This is a genomic window from Kocuria sp. ICS0012 (assembly GCF_001665945.1).
In the GTDB taxonomy this organism is placed as follows: Bacteria; Actinomycetota; Actinomycetes; order Actinomycetales; family Micrococcaceae; genus Kocuria; species Kocuria marina.
In genome coordinates this window covers 36,752-62,539 of record NZ_LZMM01000041.1, presented here as the reverse complement: position 1 = coordinate 62,539, position 25,788 = coordinate 36,752, and the positions used below count along the sequence as shown (strand labels likewise).

Annotated in this window: 23 protein-coding genes and 1 tRNA gene; 16 read left to right on the top strand and 8 right to left on the bottom strand. The window is 69.0% G+C overall.

The window, feature by feature from the left end; genetic code table 11:
- Nucleotides 1-82 precede the first annotated feature (82 nt).
- The 10 genes from A5728_RS06775 (at nucleotide 83) to A5728_RS06730 (ending at nucleotide 10,711) form a co-directional block, all read left to right on the top strand.
- Nucleotides 83-625 (top strand): DUF3180 domain-containing protein, encoded by a 543-nt coding sequence (locus A5728_RS06775; RefSeq protein ID WP_064846319.1) that lies wholly within the window; start codon nucleotides 83-85, stop codon nucleotides 623-625.
- Nucleotides 609-1,124 (top strand): PH domain-containing protein, encoded by a 516-nt coding sequence (locus A5728_RS06770; RefSeq protein ID WP_064846318.1) that lies wholly within the window; start codon nucleotides 609-611, stop codon nucleotides 1,122-1,124. Before A5728_RS06775 ends, A5728_RS06770 begins: the two co-directional genes overlap by 17 nt.
- The gene (locus tag A5728_RS06765) at nucleotides 1,124-2,959 is read left to right on the top strand and encodes a PH domain-containing protein (protein WP_064846317.1); all 1,836 of its coding nucleotides are present in this window, start codon (nucleotides 1,124-1,126) and stop codon (nucleotides 2,957-2,959) included. The genes A5728_RS06770 and A5728_RS06765 overlap by 1 nt, the downstream gene beginning before the upstream one ends.
- 51 nt (nucleotides 2,960-3,010) lie before the next feature.
- Nucleotides 3,011-4,003, top strand: a complete 993-nt coding sequence (locus tag A5728_RS06760; protein WP_064846316.1) for a Rossmann-like and DUF2520 domain-containing protein — start codon at nucleotides 3,011-3,013, stop codon at nucleotides 4,001-4,003.
- Nucleotides 4,000-4,842, top strand: a complete 843-nt coding sequence (gene panC, locus A5728_RS06755) for a pantoate--beta-alanine ligase (RefSeq protein WP_082943295.1) — start codon at nucleotides 4,000-4,002, stop codon at nucleotides 4,840-4,842. Before A5728_RS06760 ends, panC begins: the two co-directional genes overlap by 4 nt.
- A 108-nt stretch (nucleotides 4,843-4,950) precedes the next feature.
- Nucleotides 4,951-6,399, top strand: a complete 1,449-nt coding sequence (gene lysS, locus A5728_RS06750; protein ID WP_369795618.1) for a lysine--tRNA ligase — start codon at nucleotides 4,951-4,953, stop codon at nucleotides 6,397-6,399.
- A 61-nt stretch (nucleotides 6,400-6,460) separates the two neighbouring features.
- A complete protein-coding gene (locus tag A5728_RS06745) occupies nucleotides 6,461-6,733 on the top strand; it encodes a hypothetical protein (protein WP_231885545.1) in 273 nt (90 codons plus the stop codon).
- A 218-nt stretch (nucleotides 6,734-6,951) separates the two neighbouring features.
- Nucleotides 6,952-7,293 carry an Lsr2 family protein gene (locus A5728_RS06740; protein WP_035959173.1) on the top strand — a complete coding sequence of 114 codons (342 nt, stop codon included), beginning with the start codon at nucleotides 6,952-6,954 and terminating at the stop codon, nucleotides 7,291-7,293.
- Nucleotides 7,294-7,511: 218 nt separating this feature from the next.
- Nucleotides 7,512-10,130, top strand: coding sequence for an ATP-dependent Clp protease ATP-binding subunit (locus A5728_RS06735; RefSeq protein WP_064846313.1), 2,619 nt, complete (start codon nucleotides 7,512-7,514; stop codon nucleotides 10,128-10,130).
- Nucleotides 10,131-10,192: 62 nt separating this feature from the next.
- Nucleotides 10,193-10,711, top strand: a complete 519-nt coding sequence (locus A5728_RS06730) for an amino-acid N-acetyltransferase (RefSeq protein WP_179861259.1) — start codon at nucleotides 10,193-10,195, stop codon at nucleotides 10,709-10,711.
- On the opposite strand, the gene A5728_RS06725 is transcribed toward A5728_RS06730, so the two are convergent.
- Nucleotides 10,695-11,705: an A/G-specific adenine glycosylase gene (locus tag A5728_RS06725; RefSeq protein WP_156523404.1), complete on the bottom strand. Its 1,011-nt coding sequence runs from the start codon at nucleotides 11,703-11,705 to the stop codon at nucleotides 10,695-10,697. The genes A5728_RS06730 and A5728_RS06725 overlap by 17 nt on opposite strands.
- Here A5728_RS06725 and A5728_RS06720 point away from each other — a divergent pair.
- Nucleotides 11,704-12,429 (top strand): hypothetical protein, encoded by a 726-nt coding sequence (locus A5728_RS06720; RefSeq protein ID WP_064846310.1) that lies wholly within the window; start codon nucleotides 11,704-11,706, stop codon nucleotides 12,427-12,429. The two genes, A5728_RS06725 and A5728_RS06720, sit on opposite strands and share 2 nt — an antisense overlap.
- Before the next feature lie 151 nt (nucleotides 12,430-12,580).
- Here the strand turns inward: A5728_RS06720 and disA are convergent, their stop codons facing one another.
- The 3 genes from disA to A5728_RS06705 all read right to left on the bottom strand — a co-directional run bounded on the left by disA (nucleotide 12,581) and on the right by A5728_RS06705 (nucleotide 16,372).
- A complete protein-coding gene (gene disA / locus A5728_RS06715) occupies nucleotides 12,581-13,657 on the bottom strand; it encodes a DNA integrity scanning diadenylate cyclase DisA (protein WP_064846309.1) in 1,077 nt (358 codons plus the stop codon).
- 108 nt (nucleotides 13,658-13,765) lie between these two features.
- Nucleotides 13,766-15,157, bottom strand: coding sequence for a DNA repair protein RadA (gene radA, locus A5728_RS06710; RefSeq protein ID WP_064846324.1), 1,392 nt, complete (start codon nucleotides 15,155-15,157; stop codon nucleotides 13,766-13,768).
- A 57-nt stretch (nucleotides 15,158-15,214) separates the two neighbouring features.
- Nucleotides 15,215-16,372 (bottom strand): aromatic acid exporter family protein, encoded by a 1,158-nt coding sequence (locus A5728_RS06705; RefSeq protein WP_082943294.1) that lies wholly within the window; start codon nucleotides 16,370-16,372, stop codon nucleotides 15,215-15,217.
- Between the two features lie 252 nt (nucleotides 16,373-16,624).
- Here A5728_RS06705 and pstS point away from each other — a divergent pair, with 252 nt between their 5' ends.
- The 4 genes from pstS (at nucleotide 16,625) to pstB (ending at nucleotide 20,765) form a co-directional block, all read left to right on the top strand.
- Nucleotides 16,625-17,737, top strand: coding sequence for a phosphate ABC transporter substrate-binding protein PstS (gene pstS, locus A5728_RS06700; protein WP_064846308.1), 1,113 nt, complete (start codon nucleotides 16,625-16,627; stop codon nucleotides 17,735-17,737).
- A gap of 149 nt (nucleotides 17,738-17,886) precedes the next feature.
- Nucleotides 17,887-18,834 (top strand): phosphate ABC transporter permease subunit PstC, encoded by a 948-nt coding sequence (gene pstC / locus A5728_RS06695; protein WP_064846307.1) that lies wholly within the window; start codon nucleotides 17,887-17,889, stop codon nucleotides 18,832-18,834.
- On the top strand, nucleotides 18,834-19,949 hold the full coding sequence (gene pstA / locus A5728_RS06690; RefSeq protein ID WP_064846306.1) for a phosphate ABC transporter permease PstA: 1,116 nt from the start codon (nucleotides 18,834-18,836) through the stop codon (nucleotides 19,947-19,949). The genes pstC and pstA overlap by 1 nt, the downstream gene beginning before the upstream one ends.
- Nucleotides 19,950-19,985: 36 nt before the next feature.
- Nucleotides 19,986-20,765 carry a phosphate ABC transporter ATP-binding protein PstB gene (gene pstB, locus A5728_RS06685; RefSeq protein ID WP_064846305.1) on the top strand — a complete coding sequence of 260 codons (780 nt, stop codon included), beginning with the start codon at nucleotides 19,986-19,988 and terminating at the stop codon, nucleotides 20,763-20,765.
- Nucleotides 20,766-20,972: 207 nt separating this feature from the next.
- On the opposite strand, the gene A5728_RS06680 is transcribed toward pstB, so the two are convergent.
- From A5728_RS06680 to glsA, 4 genes are all read right to left on the bottom strand, one after another.
- Nucleotides 20,973-22,004, bottom strand: a complete 1,032-nt coding sequence (locus A5728_RS06680) for an inorganic phosphate transporter (RefSeq protein WP_064846304.1) — start codon at nucleotides 22,002-22,004, stop codon at nucleotides 20,973-20,975.
- A gap of 6 nt (nucleotides 22,005-22,010) precedes the next feature.
- Entirely contained in the window at nucleotides 22,011-22,628 is a 618-nt protein-coding gene (locus A5728_RS06675) for a hypothetical protein (protein WP_064846303.1), read from the bottom strand.
- A 257-nt stretch (nucleotides 22,629-22,885) separates the two neighbouring features.
- Nucleotides 22,886-23,506 (bottom strand): hypothetical protein, encoded by a 621-nt coding sequence (locus tag A5728_RS06670; RefSeq protein WP_035959140.1) that lies wholly within the window; start codon nucleotides 23,504-23,506, stop codon nucleotides 22,886-22,888.
- 43 nt (nucleotides 23,507-23,549) lie between these two features.
- Complete coding sequence (glsA, locus tag A5728_RS06665; protein WP_064846302.1) at nucleotides 23,550-25,391, bottom strand: glutaminase A; 1,842 nt, start codon at nucleotides 25,389-25,391, stop codon at nucleotides 23,550-23,552.
- Between the two features lie 278 nt (nucleotides 25,392-25,669).
- On the opposite strand from glsA, the gene A5728_RS06660 reads away from it, so the two are divergent.
- A tRNA-Lys gene (locus tag A5728_RS06660) sits at nucleotides 25,670-25,745 on the top strand.
- Nucleotides 25,746-25,788 lie beyond the last annotated feature (43 nt).

The following is a 25,788-nucleotide window of genomic DNA, read 5'->3' as shown; positions in this document are numbered from 1 at the left end:
CGGGGGGGGGCGCGCTGCGCGGGTCGGTGCGGGGGCGGGCGCCGCGGGTGCGACGTGTGGGGGGGGCCCGGTCGGTTCGCTCATGGTGTGGGCCCGGGGGGGGGCCGCGGGGGGGGGGGGGGCCGTGGGGTGGAGCCTCAATCACGTGGTGAGCGGGCAACACCAGAGCCTGCTCATCCTGCCGTGGCTCAGTCTGCTCGCCGAACTCGCGGCCGCGCTCGTGGTGGGGTACCTGGGGCTGCGGTTGCGCGCCTACCGGGACCCCGAACGCGGTGCCGGGCGACGTCGCGACCCGGCTCGGCGCAAACCGTACGATCCCGTGTGGGCCGTGGGTACGGCAGCGGCGGCGCAGGCGATCGCGTACTACGGAGCGCTGACCGCCGGGTGGCACGCCGGGATCGGCGTGGACCAGCTCACCCTGCTCGGGGTGCGTTCCACGCAGGAACCGTTGTGGCTGTGCATCGCCCAAGGCGTGGCGGGGATCGTGCTGGCGGTCGTGGGCTGGATCGTGGAGAAATCGTGTCGGCTCCCACCCGATGACCCCGACGCGGAGGAGGAAACCCCCTACGGTGGACGGCGGGACCCGTACGCCCCAGGAGAGGGAGGATATGCCCGCCACCGATGAACTGTCACCTCCGGGACTGACCTGGCACCGGGTGGCGCCCCAGTACGTTTCCGTACGCCTGATCAGCTCCGCCCTCTCCACCGTCGTGTGGACCGCGATCTTCTCGATCCCCTTGATCCTGGGTCTGCTCGGGACCTGGGGCGACCGCCCGCAGTGGTGGATGTGGGTGCTGTTCGGGATCGTGCTCGGGCTGGGTCTCGTGAACCTGTCCCTGATCCCGCGCCGGGTCCGGGCCATCGGCTACGCGGAGGCACCCACCGAACTGTGGCTGCGCAAGGGCCTGTTCTTCCGCAGCGTGACCGTGGTGCCGTACGGGCGGATGCAGTACGTGGACATCAAGACCGGGCCGGTGCTCAACGCGTTCGGGCTGGCCACGCTCACGCTCCACACCGCGTCCGCGGCCACGGATGCCGTGCTGCCCGGGTTACCCCGCGCGGAGGCGGGCCGGTTGCGTGAGCAGCTCACGGAGCGCGGGGAAGAGCACATGGTGGGGTTGTGATGAGCCCGGACCCGTCCCACCGCTACGCGCAGCCGGGGTCGCCGACAGACCCGGGCTCCGGTCCGCTCCCCGGGTCCGCCCAGCGCACTGGCACGGGTCCACGCCCCGGGGCGGACGCCGACGGCGCGTGGCACCGGGTGCACCCGCTCACGCCTTTCGTGCGCAGCTGGCTACTCGTGGTGGCCCTCGCGTGGGGCTTCGGCAACGTGTTCCTGGACGACCTCGTCACGGCGGTGCTCAACGGGGACCCCATCGAGATGGACGTGGGCGGGGCGGTGCAGCTCGCGGGCGTGGGTCTTGCGATCGCGATCCTGTGCGGTGTGCTCGGCCTGCTCATCGGTCTGGGTCTACTCTCGTGGTGGTTCATCCGCTACCAGATCACGGACGAACACGTGCGCCTGCGCACGGGGTGGCTGTTTCGCACGCACCGCCAGGCCCGCCTGGACCGGGTCCAGGGCATCGACATCGAGCGCAAGTTCGTCCCCCGGATCCTGGGTCTCGCGTCCTTGAAGTTCGACGTCGCAGACGGCGGGTCCAGCGTCCTCGAGCTGTCCTACCTTCGCCGCGACCACGCCCGCCAGCTGCGGCAACAACTGCTCGTGGCCGCGCACCACGCGTCGGACGCGCCGATCCCGCACACCGCCCCGGACGCCCACGAGGCGTCGGCCGCTCATGACGGCCAAGCAACGGGGGAGGCGGCTGCCGACCGGTACCGGGATCCGCAGGTCACCCGCCCCGGGCGCGTGGCGCCGTGGGACCGTTCGGCGGCGAGCGCCGTCGTCCCCGCCGTGGACTCCGGCGCAACCGACCGCTACCCCGCGTACCCGGGGGACCCCGCGGCCGGTACGGGCGAGCGCGGCAGGCGCGACACCGTGGACGTGCGGGCCGCCCGGAAGTACGGCCTGTTGGGCGAACAGGACGAGCTGCGGCGCGTGTTCACGGTGCCCACGAGCCGGGTGCTGCTGAGCCTCGTATGTTCCCCGCCTGCCGTGCTCCTGCTGCTCATGGCGGTGGCGGCGGTGATCGCCGCGTTCTGGAACGCCCAGGTGATGCGGGTCATGATCCCCAGTTTCGTCCCCCTGCTGCTCGGCGTGGTCTCCACGGTGTACTCGCGGCTCGAGAAGAGCTGGGGGTTCACGCTCAGCGTGGTCCCCTCCGGGGTGCGCACCCGATCCGGGTTGTTCAATGAGCGCTCCTCCACGATTCCCACGGGGAGGGTGCAGGCCCTGGAGGTCGGTAAACCCCTGATGTGGCGCGGTTTCGACGGCCACCACGTCCGGGTGATCACCGCGGGTAAAGGCGGCTCCGAGGGCAGCGAGGGGCTCGGTTCCACGGTGTTGCCCGTGGGCACACTCGAGAACGTGCACGAGATCCTCGACCTCGTGCTGCCGCTCGAACACGCGCCCACCGAGCTCGTGGACCAGGGACTCGCGGGGATCGGCGACTCGGAGAACTTCACCACGAGCCCCCGGAGGGCCCGCTGGTTGGATCCGCTCACGTGGCGTCGCACGGGCTTCGCCTTGAACACGTCCGCGCTCGTGCTGCGGTGGGGCAGACTCGCACGGCACGCGAGCGTGATCCCGCACCACAAGACGCAGTCCGTGGCCGTGACCCAGGGTCCCGTGGACCGGCGGTTGCGGCTGAGTGGTTTCGTGGTGCACGTGACCCCCGGGTCGGTGACCACGTGCGTGCACCACCTGGACACCGCACAGGTCCGCGAGCTGCAGGCACGCCACACGGACCTTGCCCGCGCGGCGCGCGACCGCGTCAACGGTCGGGGCCGCGAACAGCACGCCACTGCGCTGGCAGGCACGCCCGACCCGCGGGGGAGCTGAGGCGCGTGCGCTACTCTGTGCGTGCCGTCGTCCCCGTCGAGGAGAATTTCCGTGAGACAACCCAGTGACCGCCCGGGCCGGTTGGGCGTGGGCGTGATCAGTGCCGGCAAGGTGGGCGCGGTGCTGGGCGCCGCGCTGCGGGCTGCGGGACACGCCGTCGTGGGTGTGCACGCGTCCTCCGAACAGAGCCGGGAGCGCGCGGGCGCCCTGTTGCCGGACGTACCCGTGTTGGACGTCCCCACGATCGTGGAACGCAGTGAACTCGTACTGCTCGCGGTCCCGGACGACCAACTACCAGGCCTGGTGAGCGGGCTCGGTGCCACGGGCGCGTGGCAACCCGGTCAGCTCGTGGTGCACACCGCGGGGCGCTACGGCACGGATGTGCTCGAACCCGTGCGCCGCGCCGGGGGGATTGGCCTGGCCGTGCACCCCGCCATGACTTTCACGGGGCTCAGTCTGGACCTGCACCGGCTCGCGGACTGCAGCTTCGGCGTCACCGCCGCGGCACCCGTCCTGCCCATCGCGCAAGCCCTCGTGGTGGAGATGGGCGCCGAGCCCGTGGTGATCGCGGAAGCGGATCGCCCCCTGTACCACGCGGCGCTCGCCCACGGTTCCAATCACGTGATGACCCTGCTCGGGGAGTCCATGCAAGTGCTCGGGCAGATCGGGGTCACCCACCCGGAACGCGTCCTGGGCCCCCTCGCGCGAGCCACGGTGGACAACGCCCTGGCCTCCGGGGAGGATGCCCTGACCGGTCCCGTGGCCCGCGGGGACGTCGCCACGGTGGCCGCCCACGTCGCCGCCCTACGGGAGCTGTCCCAAGATGGGGTCTCCGCCGCCGACGCCGCCCGCTCGCCCGAGCGCGTCACGGCACCCGACGCCTCCGTGCGGGGAGCGCGCCAGACGGACGCCGGGGAGCAGTTGTTGGCGGGGTACCGCGCACTGGCGCGGCAGACCGCGGCCCGCGCGGCGTCGTCGGGCCGGATCGACGAGACGACCTATCGCGCGGTGCTTGCCGCGCTCGACGGAGAGGAACGCCCGTGACGGGACCCGTGGTGTGCACCACCGTGGCGCAGTTGCGCGAGGAGATCGGGGCGCGCGTGACCCGCGGCGCCCGCACCGTGGGGTTGTTCCCCACCATGGGTGCCCTGCACGACGGGCACGCGCGGATCGCGCAGCGCACGCGTGCGGAGAACGACCTCGCGGTGGTGTCCGTGTTCGTCAACCCACTGCAGTTCGGTCCCGGCGAGGACTTCGAGAGCTACCCGCGGGACCTGGACGGGGACGTTGCGCGGCTCGCCGAGGTGGGTGTGGACCTCGTCTTCGCGCCGTCGGTCGAGCAGATGTACCCGGACGGGACGCCCGTGGTGTCCGTGACCTCCGGGCGGGCAGGGTCGATCCTGGAGGGGGCCACGCGCCCCGGGCACTTCGACGGCGCCCTGACCGTGGTCAACAAGCTGTTCGCGATCGCGGCACCGGGCCCCGCCGCCGAACTGCGGGCCTATTTCGGGGAGAAGGACGCGCAGCAACTGCTGCTTATGCAGCGGATGGTGCGTGATTTCGATCACCCGGTGGAGATCCGTGCGGTGCCCATCGTGCGCTCGGAGCAAGGGCTCGCCCTGTCCTCGCGCAACCAGTACCTCTCCGCCGCGCAGGCCGGCCACGCGCTCGTGCTGCACCGGACGTTGCGCGCGCTCGCGGCAGGGGAGCTCACGCTCGAGCGGGCGCGCAGCGCCATCGACGCCGAGCCGGAGGTGCGCCTGGACTACCTCGTGACCGTGGACCCGGGAGATCTTTCCCTCGTGGAACCCGGCCCCGGGACCCTCGCGCTCGTGGCGGCGTGGGTGGGCCCCACCCGCCTGATCGACAACATGCGAATCTGAGCGCGGGCGGTATCCTGGTCCATTGTGACCGAGCAGCCCGAATCCACCGTTCCCGCAGACACCGCCAGCACCGATCCGGAGCTGAGCGCCCACGAGCTCAACGATCAGATGGCCGTGCGCGCCGCCAAGCGCCAGGCAGCGCAGGACGCCGGGATGGCGCCCTATCCCGTGGACGTGCATCGCACCACGACCCTTGCCGCGGTCCGTGAGCAGTTCGGTCAGCTCGAAGCCGGGGAGGAGACCGAGCACGTCGTGACCGTGGCCGGTCGTGTGGTCCACGTGCGCAACACCGGCAAGTTGTGCTTCGCGACCCTCCAGGAGGGGGACGGCACCCGGCTGCAGGCCATGCTCTCCAAGGTCAACGTGGGGGACGAACCCCTCGCGCAGTGGAAGGCCCTCGTGGACCTTGGCGACTTCGTGGCCATCACCGGTCGCGTGATCAGCTCGCGGCGCGGGGAGCTGTCCGTGATGGCGGACTCGTGGACCATGGCCTCCAAGGCCCTGCGCCCCCTGCCCACCATGCATAAGGAACTCAACGAGGAAACCCGGGTGCGCCAGCGCTACCTGGACCTGATCGTGCGCCAGGAGGCCCGCGACGTCGTCCTCACGCGCTCCACGATCACGCGCACCGTACGCCGTGTCATGGAGGAACAGGGGTACGTGGAGATCGAGACCCCCGTGCTCCAGCTCGTGCACGGCGGGGCCGCGGCGCGCCCATTCGGTACGCACCTCAACGCGTTCGACCAGGACATGACGCTGCGTATCGCCACCGAGCTGTATCTCAAGCGCGCGGTCGTGGGCGGTATCGACAGGGTTTTCGAGATCGGCCGGGTCTTCCGTAACGAGGGTGTGGATTCCTCCCACAGCCCGGAATTCACCACGCTCGAGGCGTATGAGGCCTATGCCGATCAATTCGTGATGGCGCAGCGGATCCAGGAGATCATCCAGGAATGCGCCCGCGCGCTCGGTGTGGACGAGGTGGACACCGAGGACGGCCGCATTGATTTGTTCGGGGAGTGGGCATGGGTTTCCGTGTATCCGGGACTGTCCGAGGCCGTGGGACGGGAGGTCACCCCGGACACGGATGTCACGGAACTGCGAAAGATCGCCGCTCAGCGCGATATTCAGGTGAATCCTGCATGGGACGCACAGAAACTCGTCATGGAACTCTTCGAGGAAATCGTGGAGCCCACCCTGATCCAACCCACGTTCGTGTACGACTACCCGCCGGCCGCACAACCGCTCGCCCGGCCCCACCGCGAGAAGCCGGGGTTGATCGAGGCGTGGGACCTGATCATCGGGGGGATGGAGCGTGGCACCGCGTTCTCCGAGCTCGTGGACCCGGTGGTGCAGCGCGACCGGCTCACGGAGCAGTCCCGGCTCGCCGCGGCGGGGGACGACGAGGCCATGCAGTTGGACGAGGACTTCCTGCGGGCCCTCGAATACGGCGCGCCGCCCATGGGCGGGCTCGGCCTGGGGCTGGACCGGCTCATCATGCTGTTCACCAACCTGGGCATCCGGGACACCATCCTCTTCCCACTCATGAAGCCCGAGTGAACCGGCCCGGCGCAGTACCGCGTCCAGCCGCTGTCCAGTCCTGGAGAGGATGATCACCGTCATGGATTACCTGGCCGTCTTCGTACCCTCACTCGGTGTGGGTGTGGTCTTCTACCTCGTGATGCGCTGGTTGCTGCGCGGGGACAGGACCGAGCGCAATGCGCAGGCACAGGCCCGCGACGACGCCGAGCAGTGGTACCGCTCGGTACGCGAACGCGAGGGGGACAAAGTCCCGTTCGGATATCAGGAGGATAAGCCCCGGCAACAACGGGGTCTGGGCTTACGCAACAGCATTCCTATTCGTGAATCCCCGGAAGATCCCAATAGCCCGTGATGACAATTATTCGAATATCTGCCATGATAGGACCGTGAATCCGCGGTTCCTGCATTTCATTCCGGGGACGTTCCCATGGGTGAATCCGAACAGTTTCCATGAGGAATGGAGATCGGAATCACACGGGGGACAAATTCCTGTGTTTCACCCCACAGCATGAATTTGCTAGCGCGAATAATTGATCGACGAGCCCGTAGGGCGTTTGGAGGAGCTGGAGCATGGCTCAGACCGTGAAAATCATTCTTGAAGACGATATCGACGGCGGCGAGGCCAATGAGACCGTGCGTTTCGGTCTGGACGGCGGCCAGTACGAGATCGACCTGAGCTCGGCCAATGCCACCAAGCTGCGCGACGCCCTGCGTCCCTACGTCGCGGCCGGTCGCCGCGCGTCCGCCAAGAGCGGGCGCAGCCAGAACACCACCACGCGCCCGAACCGCTCGGGCAACCCCGAGACCCCCAAGATCCGCGCGTGGGCCAAAAAGCAGGGCCTGCAGGTCTCGGACCGCGGCCGCATCCACCAGGACATCCAGGACAAGTACTACGCCGCTCACAACGACTGAGTTCGTAGCACACCCCGGCATCACGGCCGGAACACGCCGCAACAGGCGTGTTCCGGCCGTTGTCGTCGGTACCGGGGAGCACGGGACGGGGGAGTTGCGGAAAGCCCCGCGGGGGGAATTTTGCTGAGGGCTGGATACCGTGCGCCAGTGGCGAACAGTACCGGAAACGCCGCGGGGGATGCCTAGCATCGTTGGCAGAGATCAATGAAGGAGTATCCATGTTCGAACGCTTCACCGACCGCGCCCGTAGGGTCGTCGTGCTGGCCCAGGAAGAGGCCAGGATGCTCAACCACAACTACATCGGGACCGAGCACCTGCTGCTCGGCCTGATCCACGAGGGTGAGGGCGTCGCCGCCAAGGCCCTCGAGTCCATGGGCATCACCCTGAGCGCCGCCCGCGAGCAGGTCCAGGACATCATCGGCCCGGGCCAGCAAGCGCCCTCGGGCCACATCCCGTTCACGCCCCGCGCCAAGAAGGTGCTCGAGCACTCGCTGCGCGAGGCCCTGCAGTTGGGGCACAACTACATCGGTACCGAGCACATCCTCCTCGGGATCATCCGTGCCGGCGAGGGCGTGGCCTCCCAGGTGCTCGTCAAGCTGGGTGCGGATCCCGGTAAGGTCCGCGCCACGGTGCTGGAACTGATCTCCGGCTACCAGTCCGGCAACGCCGGCGGGGAGAAGGAAGCTGCCGGCGTCGGCACCGGTGGCCGCGCGGAGGGCACTCCCGCGGGGTCGGCCGTGCTGGACCAGTTCGGTCGCAACCTCACCGCCGCCGCGCGCGAGTCCACGCTGGACCCCGTCATCGGGCGCTACCGCGAGATGGAGCGCGTGATGCAGGTGCTCTCCCGGCGCACCAAGAACAACCCGGTGCTGATCGGTGAGCCCGGTGTCGGTAAGACCGCGGTCGTGGAGGGCCTGGCCCAGGCGATCGTGCGCGGGGACGTCCCCGAGACGCTCAAGGACAAGCAGCTCTACACGCTGGACCTGGGATCGCTCGTGGCCGGTTCCCGCTACCGCGGTGACTTCGAGGAACGCCTCAAGAAGGTGCTCAAGGAGATCCGCACGCGCGGGGACATCATCCTGTTCATCGACGAGATCCACACGCTCGTGGGTGCGGGTGCCGCGGAAGGCGCGATCGACGCCGCGTCGATCCTCAAGCCCATGCTGGCGCGCGGCGAGCTGCAGACCATCGGTGCCACCACGCTGGACGAGTACCGCAAGCACATCGAGAAGGACGCCGCCCTCGAACGGCGCTTCCAGCCCATCCAGGTGGACGAGCCCTCCGAGGCCCACGCCGTGGAGATCCTCAAGGGCCTGCGCGACAAGTACGAGGCGCACCACCGCGTGTCCATCTCGGACGACGCGCTGGAGGCCGCGGTGCACATGTCCGCGCGCTACGTCTCGGACCGGTTCCTGCCCGACAAGGCCATCGACCTGATCGACGAGGCCGGTGCACGTCTGCGCATCAAGCGCATGACCGCGCCGCCGGAGATCAAGGCCCTGGACCAGAAGATCGCGGACACCAAGCGTTCCAAGGAAGCCGCGATCGAGGGCCAGGACTACGAGAAGGCCGCGTCCCTGCGCGACACCGAGCAGAAGCTCATCGCCGAGCGTGACGAGAAGGACACCGCGTGGCGCGAGGGCGACGACCAGATCTCGGAGGTGACCCCGGAGGTCATCTCGGACGTCCTGTCCGCCTCCACGGGTGTGCCCGTGTACAAGCTCTCCGAGGAGGAGTCCGGGCGGCTGCTGCACATGGAGGACGAGTTGCACAAGCGCGTCATCGGGCAGAACGAGGCCATCAAGGCCCTGTCCCGCTCCATCCGCCGTACCCGAGCTGGTCTGAAGGACCCGCGCCGCCCGGGTGGCTCGTTCATCTTCGCCGGGCCCACTGGTGTGGGAAAGACCGAGTTGGCCAAGGCGCTCGCGGAGTTCCTGTTCGGTGACGAGGACGCCCTGATCACGCTGGACATGTCCGAGTACCAGGAGAAGCACACCGTCTCTCGGCTCTTCGGTGCCCCTCCGGGCTACGTGGGGTACGAGGAGGGCGGTCAGTTGACCGAGAAGGTCCGCCGCAAGCCGTTCTCCGTGGTGCTGTTCGACGAGGTCGAGAAGGCCCACCAGGACCTCTTCAACTCGCTGCTGCAGATCCTCGAGGACGGTCGCCTGACCGACTCGCAGGGCCGTGTGGTGGACTTCAAGAACACCGTGATCATCATGACCACGAACCTCGGTACCCGGGACATCTCCCGCACGGTTCCCGTGGGCTTCCAGGCCAGCGGGGACGCGGCCACGTCCTACGACCGCATGCAGGCCAAGGTGCAGGAGGAGCTCAAGGAGCACTTCCGTCCCGAGTTCCTCAACCGCGTGGACGAGATCATCGTGTTCCCGCAGCTGAGCGAGAGTGAGATCGTGCAGATCGTGGACCTGTTCGTCGCGCGCCTGCAGCGGCGGTTGCGTGAGCAGGACATGTCCATCTCGCTGTCCGACGCCGCCAAGCAGTTGCTCGCCAAGAAGGGCTACGACCCCGCGATGGGTGCCCGGCCGCTGCGCCGGACCATGCAGCGCGAGATCGAGGACCAGCTCTCCGAGCGGATCCTGTTCGGCGAGATCGCCTCGGGCGAGAAGATCTCGGTGGACGTCGAGGGTGAGGGCGACGACGCCACCTTCACCTTCTCCTCCACGCCCATGTCCGAGCTCTCCGACGACGAGATCCGGGAGATCGAGAACACCCCGGCGTTCTCGGACGACGCCGACAGCCAGTCCGGCAAAGACGTGCCGCGCTCGCCCCACTCGGGGCCCGACAGCGGCGGGGGAGCGGCCCAGGCGCAGGCCTGAGCCACCCCGCGCGGTGCCCGGCACCGCGGCGCCTCCGCGAGCGGACGCGTACAGTCGTGGGCATGGTAGAGATCCGCATCCGCCCCGCCCGGACCTCGGACGTCCATGGCATCAAGGAGCTCGTGGCGCCCATGGCGGCCGAGCGCATCCTGATCACCAAGGACACGGTGACGTACTTCGAGAGTATCCAGGAGTTCGTGGTTGCGGAGGACGACGCCGGGAACCTCGTGGGCTGCGGGGCCTTGCACGTGATGTGGGAGGACCTCGCGGAGGTGCGCACCCTGGCCACGTCCCCCGCGGCGCGCGGTCATGGCGTGGGCGGGCGGATGATCGAGGAACTGCTGGCCCGTGCGGCTCGGCTCGGGGTCGGCCGGGTTTTCTGCCTGACCTTCGAGGTGGCGTTCTTCGCGCGGCACGGATTCGCCGTGATGGAGAACCAGGAGACCATCGAGCCCGAGGTCTTCGCAGAGCTGTTGCGTTCCCACGACGAGGGTGTCGCCGAGTTCCTGGACCTGGCCCGGGTCAAACCCAACACGCTGGGCAACACGCGGATGATCCGCGCGATCACCCCGGAAGGCTGACCGCGCCGTCGTTCGAGGTGGCCAGACCGTCCGCGAGCAGTCCGTTCAACGCACGCTCCCGTTGTTCGGCGGGCGCGGGCAGCCGCCACAGGGCCCCGAGCCGTTCGATCACCACGGCGGGTGGGGCCGCGTGCTCCCCGGCGATCTGTTCCGAGCTCGCGAGGTCCGTGAGCAGCAACTGCGCGGGCACGGGCTCGTCCGCGGCGCGCAGCACTGCCATCATGGCCCCCCGGACCTGGCGGTCCGTGCCGTGCCACAACTGGCCCCTGGGCGTCTCCTGCGCGGGAGGGCTGCCAGCCGCGACCCACGCGCAGTCCCGCCGCACGGGGCACTCGTCGCAGCGCGGGGAACGCGCGGTGCAGATCAGTGCGCCCAGTTCCATCACGGCCTGGTTCCACGCGACCGATTCCGCGACGTCCTGCGGCAGGACGTCCTGCGCCAACCGGGTCTCCGCCGCGGTGAGGGAACGGGACGGCAGGGCCCGCCCGGAGAACACCCGGGCCTCGACCCGGCGGATGTTCGTGTCCACGACCGTGTGGCGCTGACCGAACGCGAACACGGCCACTGCCGCCGCGGTGTACGCGCCGATCCCGGGCAACGCCAACAGCTGTGCGTGGTCCTCGGGCACCCGCCCGTCGTGCTCCGCGGCGATGTTCTGGGCAGCCGCGTGCAGCCGCAGCGCGCGGCGCGGGTAGCCGAGCCTGTCCCACGCGCGCAGGACCTCCGCCGGCGACGCCGCCGCGAGATCGCCCGGTTCCGGCCACTGTTCGAGCCACCGGCGCCACACCGGCAGGACGCGCCCCACCGGGGTCTGCTGCAGCATGATCTCGCTTACGAGCACCTGCCACGGTGTGCGTTCGGGCGCGCGCCACGGCAGGTCGCGGGACGCCCGCCGGTACCACTCGATCACGGCTGCGTGAGTGCCGTGAAGTCGCTCGTCGCGGGCTGGTGTGCGGCTCGAGTTCATAACTGTCCACGGTAGCCTGGAGACCATGGCTTCCGGTTCCGAACAGCACGATCCCCCCACGTCCCCCACGGAACCCGCGGACACCGGGGGCAGGCTCCCGGAGCACGTCTATCGGCGACGCCGCATGGTCGCGCTCGCCGTGATCGTCGTCCTGGCACTGGCCCTGCTGTGGGCAGTGGTCTCGGGCGTGCGCGCACTCACGGCACCGGACGCCGACGACACGAATGCCACGCAGCAGCCCGACGCCGCGGCGCAGCCGAGCACGGATCCCCAGAACAAGTTCGCGGACTTCACTGCCCGGCCCACACCGTCCGGGTCTGGTGCACCCGGTGCGTCCGGCAGCCCGAGTGCCAGCAGGACGGCGGCGCCGGAATGCGGCGCGGATCTGGCGGTGAGTGCCGCGACCGACAAACAGAGCTACGCGGCGGGCCAGAACCCGGTGCTCGAACTGACCCTCGAGAACAAGGGCCAGCACCCGTGCCGCGTGGACGCCGGTAGCAATCACATGGCCTTCGTGGTGACCTCCGGTGCGGACACCGTCTTTGATTCACGGCACTGCGCGGCAGCCGGTGAGGACCGTCAGATCACCCTGGACACGGGGCAGAAGGAGACCGCACGGCTCACGTGGAACCGGGTGCGCACCGCGGAGGGCTGCCCGGCCAGCCAGTCCGAGGCGCTCGCCGGGTACTACAACCTCACGACGTCGCTCGGGGACGTCGCGAGCCAGCAGGCCGTTTTCAGTCTGCAGTGAGTGGGCGACGGGCGGCTCGCGGCTTGCGCAGATCCACCGGCGACGGCGGTCCCGAGCTTCGCGCGGCCGGCTGGCGGCCCTCGAGGTGACCATCGGTGGGCGATGCCCGGGCGGTGCACGGGCCGCGTCCGCGACCGGGCCACCCGGACTGCTACATGAACCGTTCCAGCAGGCTCGTCTCGGCCATACGGGACAAGGACTCGCGTACGGTGCGGGCACGCTGCTCGCCGATGCCCTCCACGGACATCAGGTCCTCGAGGTTCGCGGCCATGAGCGACTGCAGGCCGTCGAACTGGGCCACGAGCCGTTTCGCCACCGCACGCGGCATGGACTTGATGCCCTCGAGCAGCCGGTAACCGTGGGGGTGCAGGTCCACATCCAAGTTGCCCTGCGGCCCGGTGAGACCCGCGGCCACTGCGACCCGCTGCAGATCGATCAGTTCGGTGGACGACAACCGGGCGAGCCGGTCCAGGGACTCCGCGATCACCTCGGGCGTCGTGGCCTCGGGCAGGTAGTCCCGCAGGACTACGCCGGGCCCCGGTCCCGTCCCGGCCGTGAGCTCCTCGAGCTGCAGGGAGATCAGACGCCCGTCCGAGCCGAGTTCCAGGACGTACCACCCGATCTCGTCCGAGATCCTGCGCACCATCTCCATCCGCTGCAGCGTCAGGGCCACGTCGCGGGCGGTCACGGCGGCTTCGATCTCGAGCGCCGAGAGGCTGCCCAGGACCTGCTCGAGGCGGTTGCTGTAGTGCTCCAGGGTCTGCAGGGCCTGGTTCGCGCGGGCCATGATGGCCTGGGAACCGTCGATCGCGTAGCGGTAATCGGCCACGTAGATCGTGATGACGCTCATGGACTGGCTGACCGAGATCACGGGAACACCGGTCTGCTTGGCGGTGCGCTCGGCGGAGCGGTGACGCGTGCCGGACTCCTGGGTGCGGATGGACGCGTCCGGCATGAGCTGGACCCCGGCCTTGAGGATGCGGGTGGCTTCCTTGTCGCACACGATCGCCCCGTCCATCTTGGCGAGTTCGCGCAACTTGGTGGGGGTGAATTCGGTGTCGATGTCGAACCCGCCCGAACACAGCGACTCCACGGAGCGGTCGAATCCGAGCACGATGAGCGCGCCTGTGCGGCCCCGGAGGATGCGCTCCAGCCCCGTCCTCAGTTCGGTACCGGGGGAGACCCTGGCAAGGGTCCGTCTCAGGGCAGTCTCGTGCGATTTCACCACGGCCTCATTCTATGTGCGCTCGCCCCGCCCGAAGGCCAACATGCCCCGCGTGGCATGTGTGTTCGGACTCGGCCCTGCCCCGGCGAACTCGGCCGTACAGCGTCGGATTCAGCCCTGCCGCGGCGGGAAGAGCAGCTCCATGGCCTGTGAGACGGTGGTGACCTCACGCACGGAGAAGCCCGGAGGGATCTTGCCGGGTCCGTTGGGGGATGCCGGGACCACGGCGTGGGTGAAGCCCAGCCGGGCGACCTCCTGGATCCTGCGGTTGATCTCGGGTACGGGGCGGACCTCACCGGCCAGTCCGATCTCCCCGAAGCACACGAGCCGCTGGGGCAGCGGTCGATCCTGGGCGGCGGACGCGAGCGCCATGCACACCGCGAGGTCCGTGGCGGGTTCGGTGAGCCGCACACCGCCCACGGTGGACACGTAGCAGTCCATGGTCGCGAGGGCCACGCCCGCCCGGCGCTGCAACACCGCGAGCAGCATGGCCACCCGGGAACCGTCCAGGCCGGAGGTGGCCCGTCGGGGTTGCGCGGTGCTGGACTTGTCCAGCAGGGCCTGGACCTCCGCGAGCAGCGGCCTGCGCCCCTCCACGGTGACGCTCAGACATGTTCCCGCGACCGGGACGGGGGTGCGGGAGACGAACAGGCCGGACGGGTCCGAGACCGAGCGGATACCGTTCTCCTCGAGATCGAAGCACCCGACCTCGTCCGTGGGGCCGAACCGGTTCTTCACGGCCCGCAGTAGGCGGATGCGCGAGTGTTTGTCCCCCTCGAACTGACACACGACGTCCACGAGGTGTTCGAGCAACCGGGGACCGGCGATCGAACCCTCCTTGGTCACGTGGCCCACGAGCAGGGTGGTCATGTTCCGGGTCTTGGCGGCGTGGATGAGGCTCGCCGCGACCTCCCGCACCTGGCTCACCCCGCCCGCCGAACCCTCGATCTCCGGGCTCGCGAGGGTCTGCACCGAGTCCACGATCAACAGTTCCGGTTTTAAGTCCTTGACCTGCGCGAGCGCCGCGGAGAGGTCGGTCTCCGCGGTGAGGTACAGCTTTTCCGAGAGGGCATCGATGCGCTCGGCCCGCAGTTTGACCTGCGCCGCGGACTCCTCCCCGGTCACGTACAACACGGTGCGGGGATCGGGCCCGCCCGCCACCTTGGCGGCTGCGTCCAGGAGCAGCGTGGACTTACCCACGCCGGGTTCCCCCGCGATCAGGATGACCGCACCGGGCACGAGTCCGCCGCCCAGGACGCGGTCGAACTCGGTGACGCGCGTGGGGGTGAAGCGGGCCACCGAGGAATCCACCTGGCCGATGGGTTGAGCGGGCACCGCCACGCTGGCCGCGGCCCGGGTGCGCCCGTGTTCCAGGTTCGTGGAGATCTCCTGCACGGTGCCCCAGGACTGGCACTCACCGCACCGGCCCACCCATTTGGCCGTGGTCCAGCCGCATTCCGTGCACCGGTAGGAGACGGACGGCTTCCTGGTCTTCGCGCTCATGCTGTCACCGTAGGGGGCGGATCTGACGCGCATAAGCGGCACGGATCCGTGGCTCGGTCACCGACCGCCCAGCGTGGGCAGGTGCCGGATCGCCTCCTCGTGGGTGAGACCGGTGGACTCCAACAGGTCCACGACCAACGGACGGATCAGCAGCACGAGTGCCTCGCCCTCCATGGTCCGCACCCCCATGAGCCCGGGTTCCAGGCGACCGGCCACGGAGATCAGTTCATTGCGCGTCTGGCGCAGGTAGCTTTCACGGGTCTGGGGGTGACTCGCGGAGAACGTGTGATCCAGGCTCAGGATGGCGTCGGAGAGATCGGCGAGGGCCTCGGAGAGGGAGGCCACGGCGTCGTCGGACAGGGAGACGCGGTTGAGGACGGACGCGAGGCGGCGTGCGAACACGCGCGAGTTGCGCACGGCGAGGTCCACGTACCGGATGCTCTCGCTCAGGTCGTCGATCTCGCGGCGGTGCCGGCGGTGCAGAGGGGATGCGTGGGCGATCTCCCGGGAGGCCGTGAGCCCCGAGCGTACCGAGTCCACGAGCGGCTGCGTCTGACGAGCCCGCACGAGGGCGTGCCACGCGAGGCGCGAATCGGTGTCCGAGACCGCACGGGAGCAGTCCGTGAGCACCTGGGTGAACTCCACGATGAGCTTGCTGAGGTCCTGGCGCGGTTCGCGGCGCGGGTCTTGGGGAATCACGTACGCGAGGAGCAGCGCGCACAGGCACCCCACCACGGCGTCGAAGGACCGCGCGAACACGCCGTCCTGCGATGGCGGGAGGAGCACCACCAGCACGGACTGCAGCCCCATCTGCGTGGTGAAGATCGCGCCGTTGTCAAGGAACCGGGCGAGCAAGAGGGACAGGAGCAACACGAGGGCCGCTTGCCACTCACCATGGCCCAGGACCTGGATGAGCAGATCGCCCATCACGATCCCCAGGGTGCACCCGATCGAGACCTCCAGCACCCGGCGGTAGCGCAGCCCGCCCTTGGCGTACCCCAGGGACACGAGCGCGGCGGTCGCGGCGAAGATGGGGCCTTGATGGCCCAGCAGCCGTTCCGCGATCACGTACGCGCCAACGGCCGCCACGGTCATCTGCACGGCCTGGAAGAAACCGGACGTCATGCGTGCCCAGCCGGAGCGCCCGCGCTTGCCCACGACCTCGGGAACACGACGGAATCGGGAGCGGTACGGAGCTGCTTCCGAGGACGTCATGGCTCCCATCCTAGGCGGGCGCCTCGGACGGACGCGTACCGCGCGGGACGCGTGACCGGGCGGCGCCGTGGCCAGGGGTGGCGCCGGTCACAGGGGTTGTTAACCGCCAGTTCACCTTCCCGGCCGCATCTGTCAATATCGCCTGCCTACGGTAATTCCCGGGCGCGCTGCGGACGCAGCGGCGTTGGACTCCAAGATCCGGTTGTCCGCACCCACCGGGCTCTCCGGTTCACGCTTTCGAAGGGAAATACAGTGAAGGTTTCGCATGTCGGCCGTTCGGCCGCAGTCCTGGCCATTGGTGCCCTCGCTCTGACCGCTTGCGGTTCCGACAACGCCACCGGCAACACCAACAGCGGCGGGGGCTCGGGCGAGAGCAGCGGCGTGTCCGGAACGCTGACCGGCATCGGGGCGTCCTCCCAGCAGGCCGCCATGACCGCGTGGCAGAACGGCTTCCAGTCCGCTAACAGCGGCTCCACCGTGCAGTACTCCCCGGACGGCTCCGGCGCCGGGCGCAAGGCGTTCCTGGCGGGCGGCGCGAACTTCGCCGGCTCGGACGCCTACCTCTCCGACGACGAGGTCGAGCAGGCCAAGCAGCAGTGCGGCCCCGACGGCGCCATGGACCTCCCGGTCTACATCTCCCCGATCTCCGTGGCGTTCAACCTGCCCGGTATCGAGTCCCTGAACCTGGACGCCCCCACCATCGCCAAGATCTTCAAGGGTGAGATCAAGCGCTGGAACGCGGAGCAGATCAAGCAGCAGAACCCGGACGCCGATCTCCCGGACACCCCGATCACGGTGGTGCACCGCAGCGATGACTCCGGGACCACCGAGAACTTCACCGACTACCTGCACAAGGCCGCTCCGCAGGAGTGGACCAAGGACCCGGCACAGGCCTGGCCCTCCGAGTACGCGGCGGAGAACAACAAGGGCACCTCCGGCGTGGTCTCCACGACCTCCGGCACCGAGGGCGCCGTGACCTACGCGGACTCCTCCGCCGTGGGCGATCTCGGCACCGCCGCGATCAAGGTGGGCGACCAGTACGTGACCCACTCGCCCGAGGCCGCCGCCAAGGCCGTCGAGGTCTCCGCCCAGGCCGAGGGCCGCGGCGAGCACGACCTCGCGATCAACATCGGGCGCGACACCAAGGAATCCGGTGCGTACCCGCTCGTGCTGATCTCCTACCACATCGTGTGCTCCCAGTACGACTCCCAGGAGACCGCGGACCTGGTCAAGGCCTTCGAGAACTACGTGATCTCCGAGGACGGGCAGAAGGCCGCTGCGGACTCCGCCGGTTCCGCCCCGCTGAGCCAGACCCTGCGCGACCAGGCCAAGGCGGCCGTGGACTCCATCACCGCGAAGGGCTGATCCGCCCCGACGACGTGTGAGTGCGGCGCCGGCGTGTCATCGCGCGTCGGCGCCGCAGCCACGCACGCGGTCATCTCGGACCGCCACGTCCTACGCTGTCCGAATTCACCGCTCAGCTCGTTCCACACCTTGATCGAAGGGACTGGTTCATGTCCACCACCATCAGCGCCCAGAAACCGGGGACCCGGCAGTCCTCGGCCGGACGTGCCGGTGACTCCGTCTTCTCCGGACTCAGCCTGGCCGCCGGCATCCTGATCTTCGCGGTGCTCGCGGCCGTCGCGCTATTCCTGTTGCTGCAGGCGCTGCCCACGTTCGCCGCCCCCGCCGAGGAGATCACCGGTGGGCAGGGCTTCTTCCACTACATTTGGCCGCTCATCGTGGGCACGCTCATCGCCGCGGTGATCGCCCTGCTGATCGCCACACCCGTGGGCATCCTGGTGGCGCTCTACATCTCCCACTACGCACCGGCCAAGATCTCCAAGCCGGTGGGCTACGTGATCGACCTGCTCGCGGCCATTCCCTCCGTGATCTACGGCGCGTGGGGTGCCACGGTGCTCGCGCCGGCGCTCGTACCGCTGTACAACTGGCTCACCGAGCACCTGGGCTTCATCCCCATCTTCGACGGGCCCGCGTCCCAGACGGGTAAGACCATGCTCACCGCAGGCATCGTGCTGGCCATCATGATCCTGCCGATCATCACGTCCATGTCCCGCGAGATCTTCACGCAGACGCCCAAGCTCCACGAGGAGGCCGCGCTGGCACTGGGGGCCACGCGGTGGGAGATGATCCGGATGGCCGTGCTGCCGTTCGCGCGCCCCGGGATCATCTCCTCGATCATGCTGGCCCTGGGCCGCGCGCTCGGCGAGACCATGGCGGTGGCCCTGGTGCTGTCCTCCGGGCCCATGATCGCGTCCCTGATCAAGTCCGGTAACCAGACGATCGCCGCGGAGATCGCGCTGAACTTCCCCGAGGCCTACGGCCTGCGGTTGTCCGAACTGATCGCGGCCGGTCTCGTGCTGTTCCTGATCACCCTCGTGGTCAACATGATCGCCCGCGCCATCATCGCTCGCTACAAGGAATTCTCGGGGGCCAACTGATGACCACGTCCACCCAACCCGGAACCTCACCCGTCCGCCAGTCAAGGCTCACCCGCGGTCAGCGCCCCAAGTGGCTCGTCCCCGTCATCGGCGTGGCCGCGATCGTGGCGGGGGCCGCGCTTGCCGCTCTGGTGGGGTTCAGTATCGCGCTGTGGGCCCTGTTCGCCACCGTGATCTTCCTGGTGGTCGGCCCGCTGGCCGTGGGCATGATCGAGGGTTCCCGCGCCGGGGCCGATTCGCTCATGACCTTCCTGGTCTATGTCGCCTTCATCCTCGCGGTGATCCCGCTGATCTCCGTGATCTGGACGGTGCTCGCCAACGGCATCCCCGGTCTGACCTCCAACATGTTGTTTACCTCCATGAACGGGGTCACGGGCTTCCACGACAACCAGGCCGATGCGCCCAGTCAGGTGATGGGCGGCGCCTACCACGCGATCATCGGTACGGTGTCCATCACGTTCTGGGCCACGCTTATGTCCGTGCCCGTGGGGTTGCTCACCGCGATCTACCTCGTGGAGTACTCCCGGGGCGGCTGGCTCGGCAAGGCCATCACGTTCTTCGTGGACGTCATGACCGGTATCCCGTCCATCGTGGCTGGTCTGTTCGCGGCCGCTCTGTTCGGCATGATCTTCGGCCCCTCGACCCGTACCGGGTTCGTGGCGGCGGTCGCGCTGACCGTGCTGATGATCCCCACGGTGGTCAAGAACACCGAGGAGATGCTGCGGATCGTGCCCAACGAACTGCGCGAGGCGTCCTACGCGCTGGGTGTGCGCAAGTGGCGGACCATCCTCAAGGTGGTCATCCCCACGGCCATCTCGGGTATCGCCTCGGGTGTGACCCTCGCGATCGCCCGTGTGATCGGTGAGACGGCGCCGCTGCTCGTGACCGCGGGCTTCGCCACGGCCATCAACTGGAACTCGTTCTCCGGCTGGATGACCACGCTGCCCACGTTCATCTACTACCAGATCATGACGCCCACCTCGCCCACGAACCCCGATCCGTCCCTGCAGCGGGCCTGGGCCGCGGCGCTGATCCTGATCGTGATCGTGATGCTGCTCAACCTCGTGGCACGCTTGATCGCCAGGGCCTTCGCTCCCAAGACCGCCGGCCGCTGAGTGCTGGCCGACCATTCGATCTAAGGAAACACACCCATGTCGAAACGAATCGACGTCGAAAACCTCAACGTCTACTACGGCGATTTCCTGGCGGTCCAGGACGTCAGCATGAACATCGAACCCCGCTCGGTCACCGCGTTCATCGGTCCCTCCGGTTGCGGCAAGTCCACGTTCCTGCGCACCCTCAACCGCATGCACGAGGTGATCCCGGGTGCTTACGCCCAGGGCAAGGTGCTGCTGGACGGGGACGATCTCTACGGCAAGGGCGTGGACCCCGTGACCGTGCGCTCCATGGTGGGCATGGTGTTCCAGCGCCCCAACCCGTTCCCCACGATGTCCATCCGCGACAACGTGCTCGCGGGCGTGAAGCTCAACAACAAGCGCATCTCGAGCAAGGACGCGGACGAGCTCGTGGAGAGCTCGCTGCGCGGCGCGAACCTCTGGAACGAGGTCAAGGACCGTTTGGACAAGCCCGGTTCCGGTCTCTCCGGTGGTCAGCAGCAGCGGCTGTGTATCGCCCGCGCAATCGCGGTCAAGCCGGACGTGATCCTCATGGACGAGCCGTGCTCCGCGCTGGACCCCATCTCCACGCTCGCGATCGAGGACCTGATCAACGAGATCAAGACCGATTACACCGTGGTGATCGTGACCCACAACATGCAGCAGGCGTCCCGTGTGTCGGACAAGACCGCGTTCTTCAACATCGAGGGCACGGGCAAGCCCGGCCGTCTGATCGAGTACGCGCCCACCACGGACATCTTCAACAACCCGCAGAAGAAGGACACCGAGGACTACGTGTCCGGCCGCTTCGGCTGATCCGCGTCCTCGCGCACGCGAACGGTGCCCTCCGTCTCGGAGGGCACCGTTCGCTGTGCACGCCCGGGGGTACGACGGCGCTCCGGCCGGACCCGGGGGTACGACGACGCACGCACCGGGAGCGCGCAGCGATCCGCACCGTGCGACGTCGTCAGCCTCCGCGTGCCCCGATCGTGACGCGTGCCCCGAGCGAACCGCGGGTGCGGATCAGGCCGCGGGGACCTGGATCAGCGGGGAGGCCGCCAGGAACAGGATGGCGGAGACCACGCCGCACACGGGGACTGTGGCGACCCACGAGGCGACGACCCGCAGCACGGTGGCGTGATACACGGTGCGGAACTTCTGGGCGGAACCCGCGCCCAGGATCGCCGCGGTGGTGGTCTGGGACGTAGAGAGCGGAATGGGGGAGAGGAACCCCCCCACGAACAGCAGGGCGCCGGACACCGTTTGCGCCGCCGCTCCGCGCAGGGGATCCAGCGTCACGATGCGTGCGGAGAGGGTGTAGGAGATCCGCCAGCCGCCCAGCAGGGTACCGAACGCGAGACACGCCCCCACGAGCACCGTGAGCCACACGGGGATGCTGTCCCGGGAGAGGTTGGGGTTCACGATCAGCAGGAGGACCAAGAGGATCCACAGCGTGCGCCGGGCGTGCTGGATCCCGTGTCCGAAGTGAATGGCCGCGGCACCCGTGGCCTGCACGACCCCGGCCCGGAAGTTCACGCGTCCCGGGGTCTCGTGGCGTACCAGGTACACGATGGGCACGACCAGCAGGAACGCGAGCCCGAACACGATCACGGGGGAGATCAGCAGGGGGAGCAGCACGTTCCAGGAGAAGTAGGAGCCCATGGCCAGGTGCTCGTCGTAGAGCCCCGCGGCGCGTGCTCCGAGCAGAGCACCCACCACGGCGCCGCCGATCGCGGCGGTGGAGGACGTGGGCATGCGCCACCACCACGTGAGGAGGTCCCACCCGATGGCCGTAAGCAGGGCGCACAACAGGGCCACCACGCCCGCGTCGTTGAGGGGGATGGGGATCTCGAACGAGATCAACCGGTCCAGGACCAGCCCCACCAGGAGGGCGCCCATGAGGTTGAACACCGCTCCGGTCCACAGGGCCACACGGGGTGTCAGGGCGTTGAACCGTACGGGCAGGGCCACGGCGTTGGAGGCGTCGTGGAAACCGTTGACGACCGTTAAGACCAGGGTCAGGAGGATGCCTACGACGGCCAGTAACTCTGTCACGGCGCGTCAGGACTCTGCCACGAGGATCCGGCCCACCTCTGCGGAGACCTGGCCCAGGGCGCGTGCGGCATCGAAGAGCTGGCGGGCGGCGTCCATGCGGCGGATGGCCTGGGCCGTCTTGAACTGCTCCAGCAAGCTCGCGCGGTACACCCGGTGGGTCCGTTCGGCCTGGCGTGTGAGACGGATCATCTCGAACCAGTAGTCGTCCAGCTCGTTCAAGCTGGTCAGCCGGCCCATGGCCTTGGTGGTCATGAGCGACATGTGCTGGATCACCGCGAGCTGCTCGGTCGCGTGCGAGGTGGGCCGCTCCAGCTTGTACAGCTGGTGGGTCTCGGCACTCGCCACGAGGCACTGGACGGCTCGCAACAGCCACTGCCCCAGGATGTAGACGTCCTGACGCGGGATGGGCACCACGTACGAGGAGCGCGTGGTGGTCATCAGGGAGAAGTAAAGGTTGGTGCAGCGGTCCTCGGTGTCCAGGAGGTCCGTGATGGGGCGCTGCCAGGTCTTGTCGATCTGCCCGATGTGTTCGGCGAGCTGATCCACCGCGGTGCCCACGCACTGGGACATCTGGACCAGGAGCTCGGTTACCCGCTCGTCCTCCGGGAAGATCCGAAAGACCATCCGTTCGTCCTCCCGTCGAACCGTTCACTTTTCGGCCGTCACTGTACCGAACGAAAGTTAACCGGGGAGACATGTGGATCTTGTTGAGGGGGGCGGTGCCGGACCGGGAGCGCCTCTCGGCGGAAGGCCGCTCGTAGCGGCTAAATGATGGAGCCCGGGGCTGCCACGGCCCGACACCTGCCTCCATTATAATCCTCGGCCCCGGGGGCGCCGCAAAGCGGCCCGTCCGGACGAGGACGCCCCGCGGGGGCAGTCCCTTACTCGAGCGCACCCCTGCGCCACGCGGCGGCCGCGGACTCGAGTTCCTCCGCGGTGCGGATCAGGCGGGGGATGCGGCGCCACGGATCGCGCACGCCGAGGCTAGAGATGTCCAGCGTGCGTTCCTGGCCCGTGGCGATCACGCGGCAGAACGCGGCGGAGCGTTCGAGAGCGACGTCGAACTCGCCGTCGAACGCGCCGGAGAGGATGGCGTCCGCGACCTCGCAGATCTCCTCCGCGCCGGGCGGGTCCGCGACGCCCGCGACCACGTTGGACACCTGCGCGGTCTGCTTGCCCGCGGCGAACCAGCGGCCCATGCGGTAGGGGTCCTTGCGGGCGGCGGCGCGCAGCGCGTAGAGCCGCCACAGCGCACCCGGGAGGGACACCGCGGGGGCCTGCGCCCACATCTCTGCGATCCCCTCGAGACCCTGCTCGTCCGTGAGCCGAACGAGGCGATCGTGGACCACCGGATCCGCGGATTCCCGGCCCCGCGACACGAGCGCCTGCGCGGCCAGGTGGGCCGCCTCCGACACTCGGGCGGGGTCCGTGCCGCCCTCGTGGGCGTCGAACTTCTCGGGGGAGAACTTCACGGGCGAATGATGCGTGCGGCGTTCGGACATGCGCCCGAGTGTACGCCGCGCACCTTTCACGGGGCTCGGCGGATCAGTCGACCGTGTGCGTCTCCCCGGCCTGCTGACGCCAGCGTTCCTCGATGCGCAGCAGGGCCTGCTGGGACACCGCGCGCCACCACCGCAGGGCCAGCCGGGGGTCCTCCTCCTCGATCTCCTGGATCGCCTCCGGGGAGAGCCTGCGCGCGGAGACGTCCGTGAGCGCGGTGAAGCTCACCAGGTGGCGCATATTGGTACCCAGGGCGATCTCACCGAAGCTCATCCCCGGGCCGATCACCTCCAGTTCCACGCGGTCACCCTGCGGTGAGCGCCGGGAGACCTCCACGTTGCCGGACGTGACCATGTACACGCCGTTGAACTTCTGGCCCGTGCGCAACACCGTGGTCCCGGCCTTCCAATCCACGGACTCGGTGCGTGAGCGGATGCGCTCCACGTCCTCCTCGCCGAGCGTGCTCAGCAGTTCGGAACGGGTGGAGTGCACCTTGTCCGGGGTGCACTCGGGGCCGCCGAAGCGCTCCAGGATCTGGTCCTCGGCCCACGTGAGGGCCTCGGCGCGCGTGGCGAAGACCGTGAGCGGGTGTTCGAGGTTCCGCGTGTTCTCACCGCTCTTCTCCGCGACGAGCACCATGTGGTGGCCCGTCTTCTCGATCTGTTCGGCGGTGCGGCTGAGCATGGGCAGGACGAAGCGGGCCATATCGTCCACCTGCCGGATGTCCACGAGCACGTAACTGGACCTGCGGGCGGCGTCGCGCACCGTGCGCACCGCGGTCTCGGCCCCGGCGAAGCGCAGATCGCCCTGCAGCTCGATGATCCGAGCGTCCTCGCCGTGCGCGTCGAGCACCTCGGTGGCGGCCTCGTTGCGCCGCACCAACGACGGTGCTTCCGCCAGGGTGTACTCGGAGCGCACCGTGGAGTGCCCGTTGCGTTCCGTGCGGGCGAAGTGCAGGTCCAGGTCCTTGGTGAGCCGTTCGCATGCGGCCACGCCGCGCACGGAGTTGCCGTGGCGGTCCAGGGGCGGGGAGAACACCGCGACTGCGAGCTGCCCCGGGAGCACGGTCATCACGCCGCCGCTGACCCCGGACTTGGCGGGCAGGCCCACGCGGATGGCCCAGCGCCCGGCGTCGTCGTACATCCCGCACGTGCTCATCACGGACAGCACGTCCGAGACGACCTCGGGGTCCAGGACGCGCTCGCCGGTCACGGGGTTGCGCCCGCCGGCCGCGAGCGTGGCACCCATGCGGGCCAGGTCCACGCAGTTGAGCATGATCGAGCACTGGCCGAAGTAGTCCTCGAGCGCGCCGGTGGGATCCCCCTCGATGATCCCCCGGGACGCGAGCAGCCAGCCCAGCGCGCGGTTGCGGTCCCCGGCCTTGTGCTCCTGCGACTGGATGTTCTTGTTGATCCGCAGCTGCCGGCCCGCGCATCGGGAATGCAACCGCAGGATCCGTTCCATGCGCGTGCCGTGGGACGTGTTGCGCACGAGGGACGTCGCCGCGATCGCGCCCGCGTTGATCATGGGGTTCGCGGGGCGTCCCGTCTCCGGCTGCAGTGAGATCTCGTTGAAGGCGTCACCGCTCGGTTCCACGTCGATCTTCTCGAACACACCCTCCGGGCCGCGGTCCGTGAGCGCCTGGGCATACGTGAAGGCCTTGGAGATGGACTGGATGCAGAATTCGAGCTTGGTGTCCCCGGCCTGGTAGAGCGCGCCGTCCACGGTGGCCACGGCGATCCCCACGATGTTCTCGTCCGCGGCCGCGAGCTCCGGGACGGAATTGTTCACCGTGCCGTCCGTCAGCGGGCGCAGGTCCTCCACCACGCGGCGCAGGTACTCGGTGACGGGGGAGGGGCCCAGCTTGGACATCGCGACGGTGCTCATGGGTCATTCCTCGAAGGCTCGGCGGGAACCCCGCGGCGGGCTGCGCACGCCCCGGGTGTCGTCTCCTCCCAGGGTCCCATATTGCGGACGGGCCCGGTCGACGACGACGCCGCGCGCTCGCCCGCGGCGCGGTGGCTCGTCGCGCCGCGCGGTGCGGCCCGCTGGGCCCGCCCGTGGTTGCCGTCGGTGCCGCGCGGGAGGCCGCTTCCCGAACTGGAAATGCGCCCGCGCTGCGGTAGAGTAGCCGTGCTCGGTGGCGGGAACTCGCGGCTGGGCACGCGCCTTTAGCTCAGTTGGTAGAGCAGTGGACTTTTAATCCATGGGTCGTGGGTTCGAGCCCCACAGGGCGCACCACCTCCCGGAACCGGAGACCATGTGCCCCGTGGCGATCACGATC

Excerpts from the sequence above, each read along its gene's own strand:
- radA (WP_064846324.1), bottom strand. The coding sequence starts at position 15,157 with ATGAGCGCGAAGACCAGGAAGCCGTCCGTCTCCTACCGGTGCACGGAA.
- A5728_RS06765 (WP_064846317.1), top strand. The coding sequence starts at position 1,124 with ATGAGCCCGGACCCGTCCCACCGCTACGCGCAGCCGGGGTCGCCGACA.
- A5728_RS06670 (WP_035959140.1), bottom strand. The coding sequence starts at position 23,506 with ATGTCCGAACGCCGCACGCATCATTCGCCCGTGAAGTTCTCCCCCGAG.
- A5728_RS06720 (WP_064846310.1), top strand. The coding sequence starts at position 11,704 with ATGGCTTCCGGTTCCGAACAGCACGATCCCCCCACGTCCCCCACGGAA.
- A5728_RS06725 (WP_156523404.1), bottom strand. The coding sequence starts at position 11,705 with ATGGTCTCCAGGCTACCGTGGACAGTTATGAACTCGAGCCGCACACCA.
- A5728_RS06730 (WP_179861259.1), top strand. The coding sequence starts at position 10,193 with ATGGTAGAGATCCGCATCCGCCCCGCCCGGACCTCGGACGTCCATGGC.
- A5728_RS06770 (WP_064846318.1), top strand. The coding sequence starts at position 609 with ATGCCCGCCACCGATGAACTGTCACCTCCGGGACTGACCTGGCACCGG.
- A5728_RS06675 (WP_064846303.1), bottom strand. The coding sequence starts at position 22,628 with ATGGTCTTTCGGATCTTCCCGGAGGACGAGCGGGTAACCGAGCTCCTG.
- pstB (WP_064846305.1), top strand. The coding sequence starts at position 19,986 with ATGTCGAAACGAATCGACGTCGAAAACCTCAACGTCTACTACGGCGAT.
- pstA (WP_064846306.1), top strand. The coding sequence starts at position 18,834 with ATGACCACGTCCACCCAACCCGGAACCTCACCCGTCCGCCAGTCAAGG.
- glsA (WP_064846302.1), bottom strand. The coding sequence starts at position 25,391 with ATGAGCACCGTCGCGATGTCCAAGCTGGGCCCCTCCCCCGTCACCGAG.
- lysS (WP_369795618.1), top strand. The coding sequence starts at position 4,951 with ATGGCCGTGCGCGCCGCCAAGCGCCAGGCAGCGCAGGACGCCGGGATG.
- A5728_RS06740 (WP_035959173.1), top strand. The coding sequence starts at position 6,952 with ATGGCTCAGACCGTGAAAATCATTCTTGAAGACGATATCGACGGCGGC.
- A5728_RS06775 (WP_064846319.1), top strand. The coding sequence starts at position 83 with ATGGTGTGGGCCCGGGGGGGGGCCGCGGGGGGGGGGGGGGCCGTGGGG.
- A5728_RS06735 (WP_064846313.1), top strand. The coding sequence starts at position 7,512 with ATGTTCGAACGCTTCACCGACCGCGCCCGTAGGGTCGTCGTGCTGGCC.
- pstC (WP_064846307.1), top strand. The coding sequence starts at position 17,887 with ATGTCCACCACCATCAGCGCCCAGAAACCGGGGACCCGGCAGTCCTCG.
- A5728_RS06745 (WP_231885545.1), top strand. The coding sequence starts at position 6,461 with ATGGATTACCTGGCCGTCTTCGTACCCTCACTCGGTGTGGGTGTGGTC.
- A5728_RS06705 (WP_082943294.1), bottom strand. The coding sequence starts at position 16,372 with ATGACGTCCTCGGAAGCAGCTCCGTACCGCTCCCGATTCCGTCGTGTT.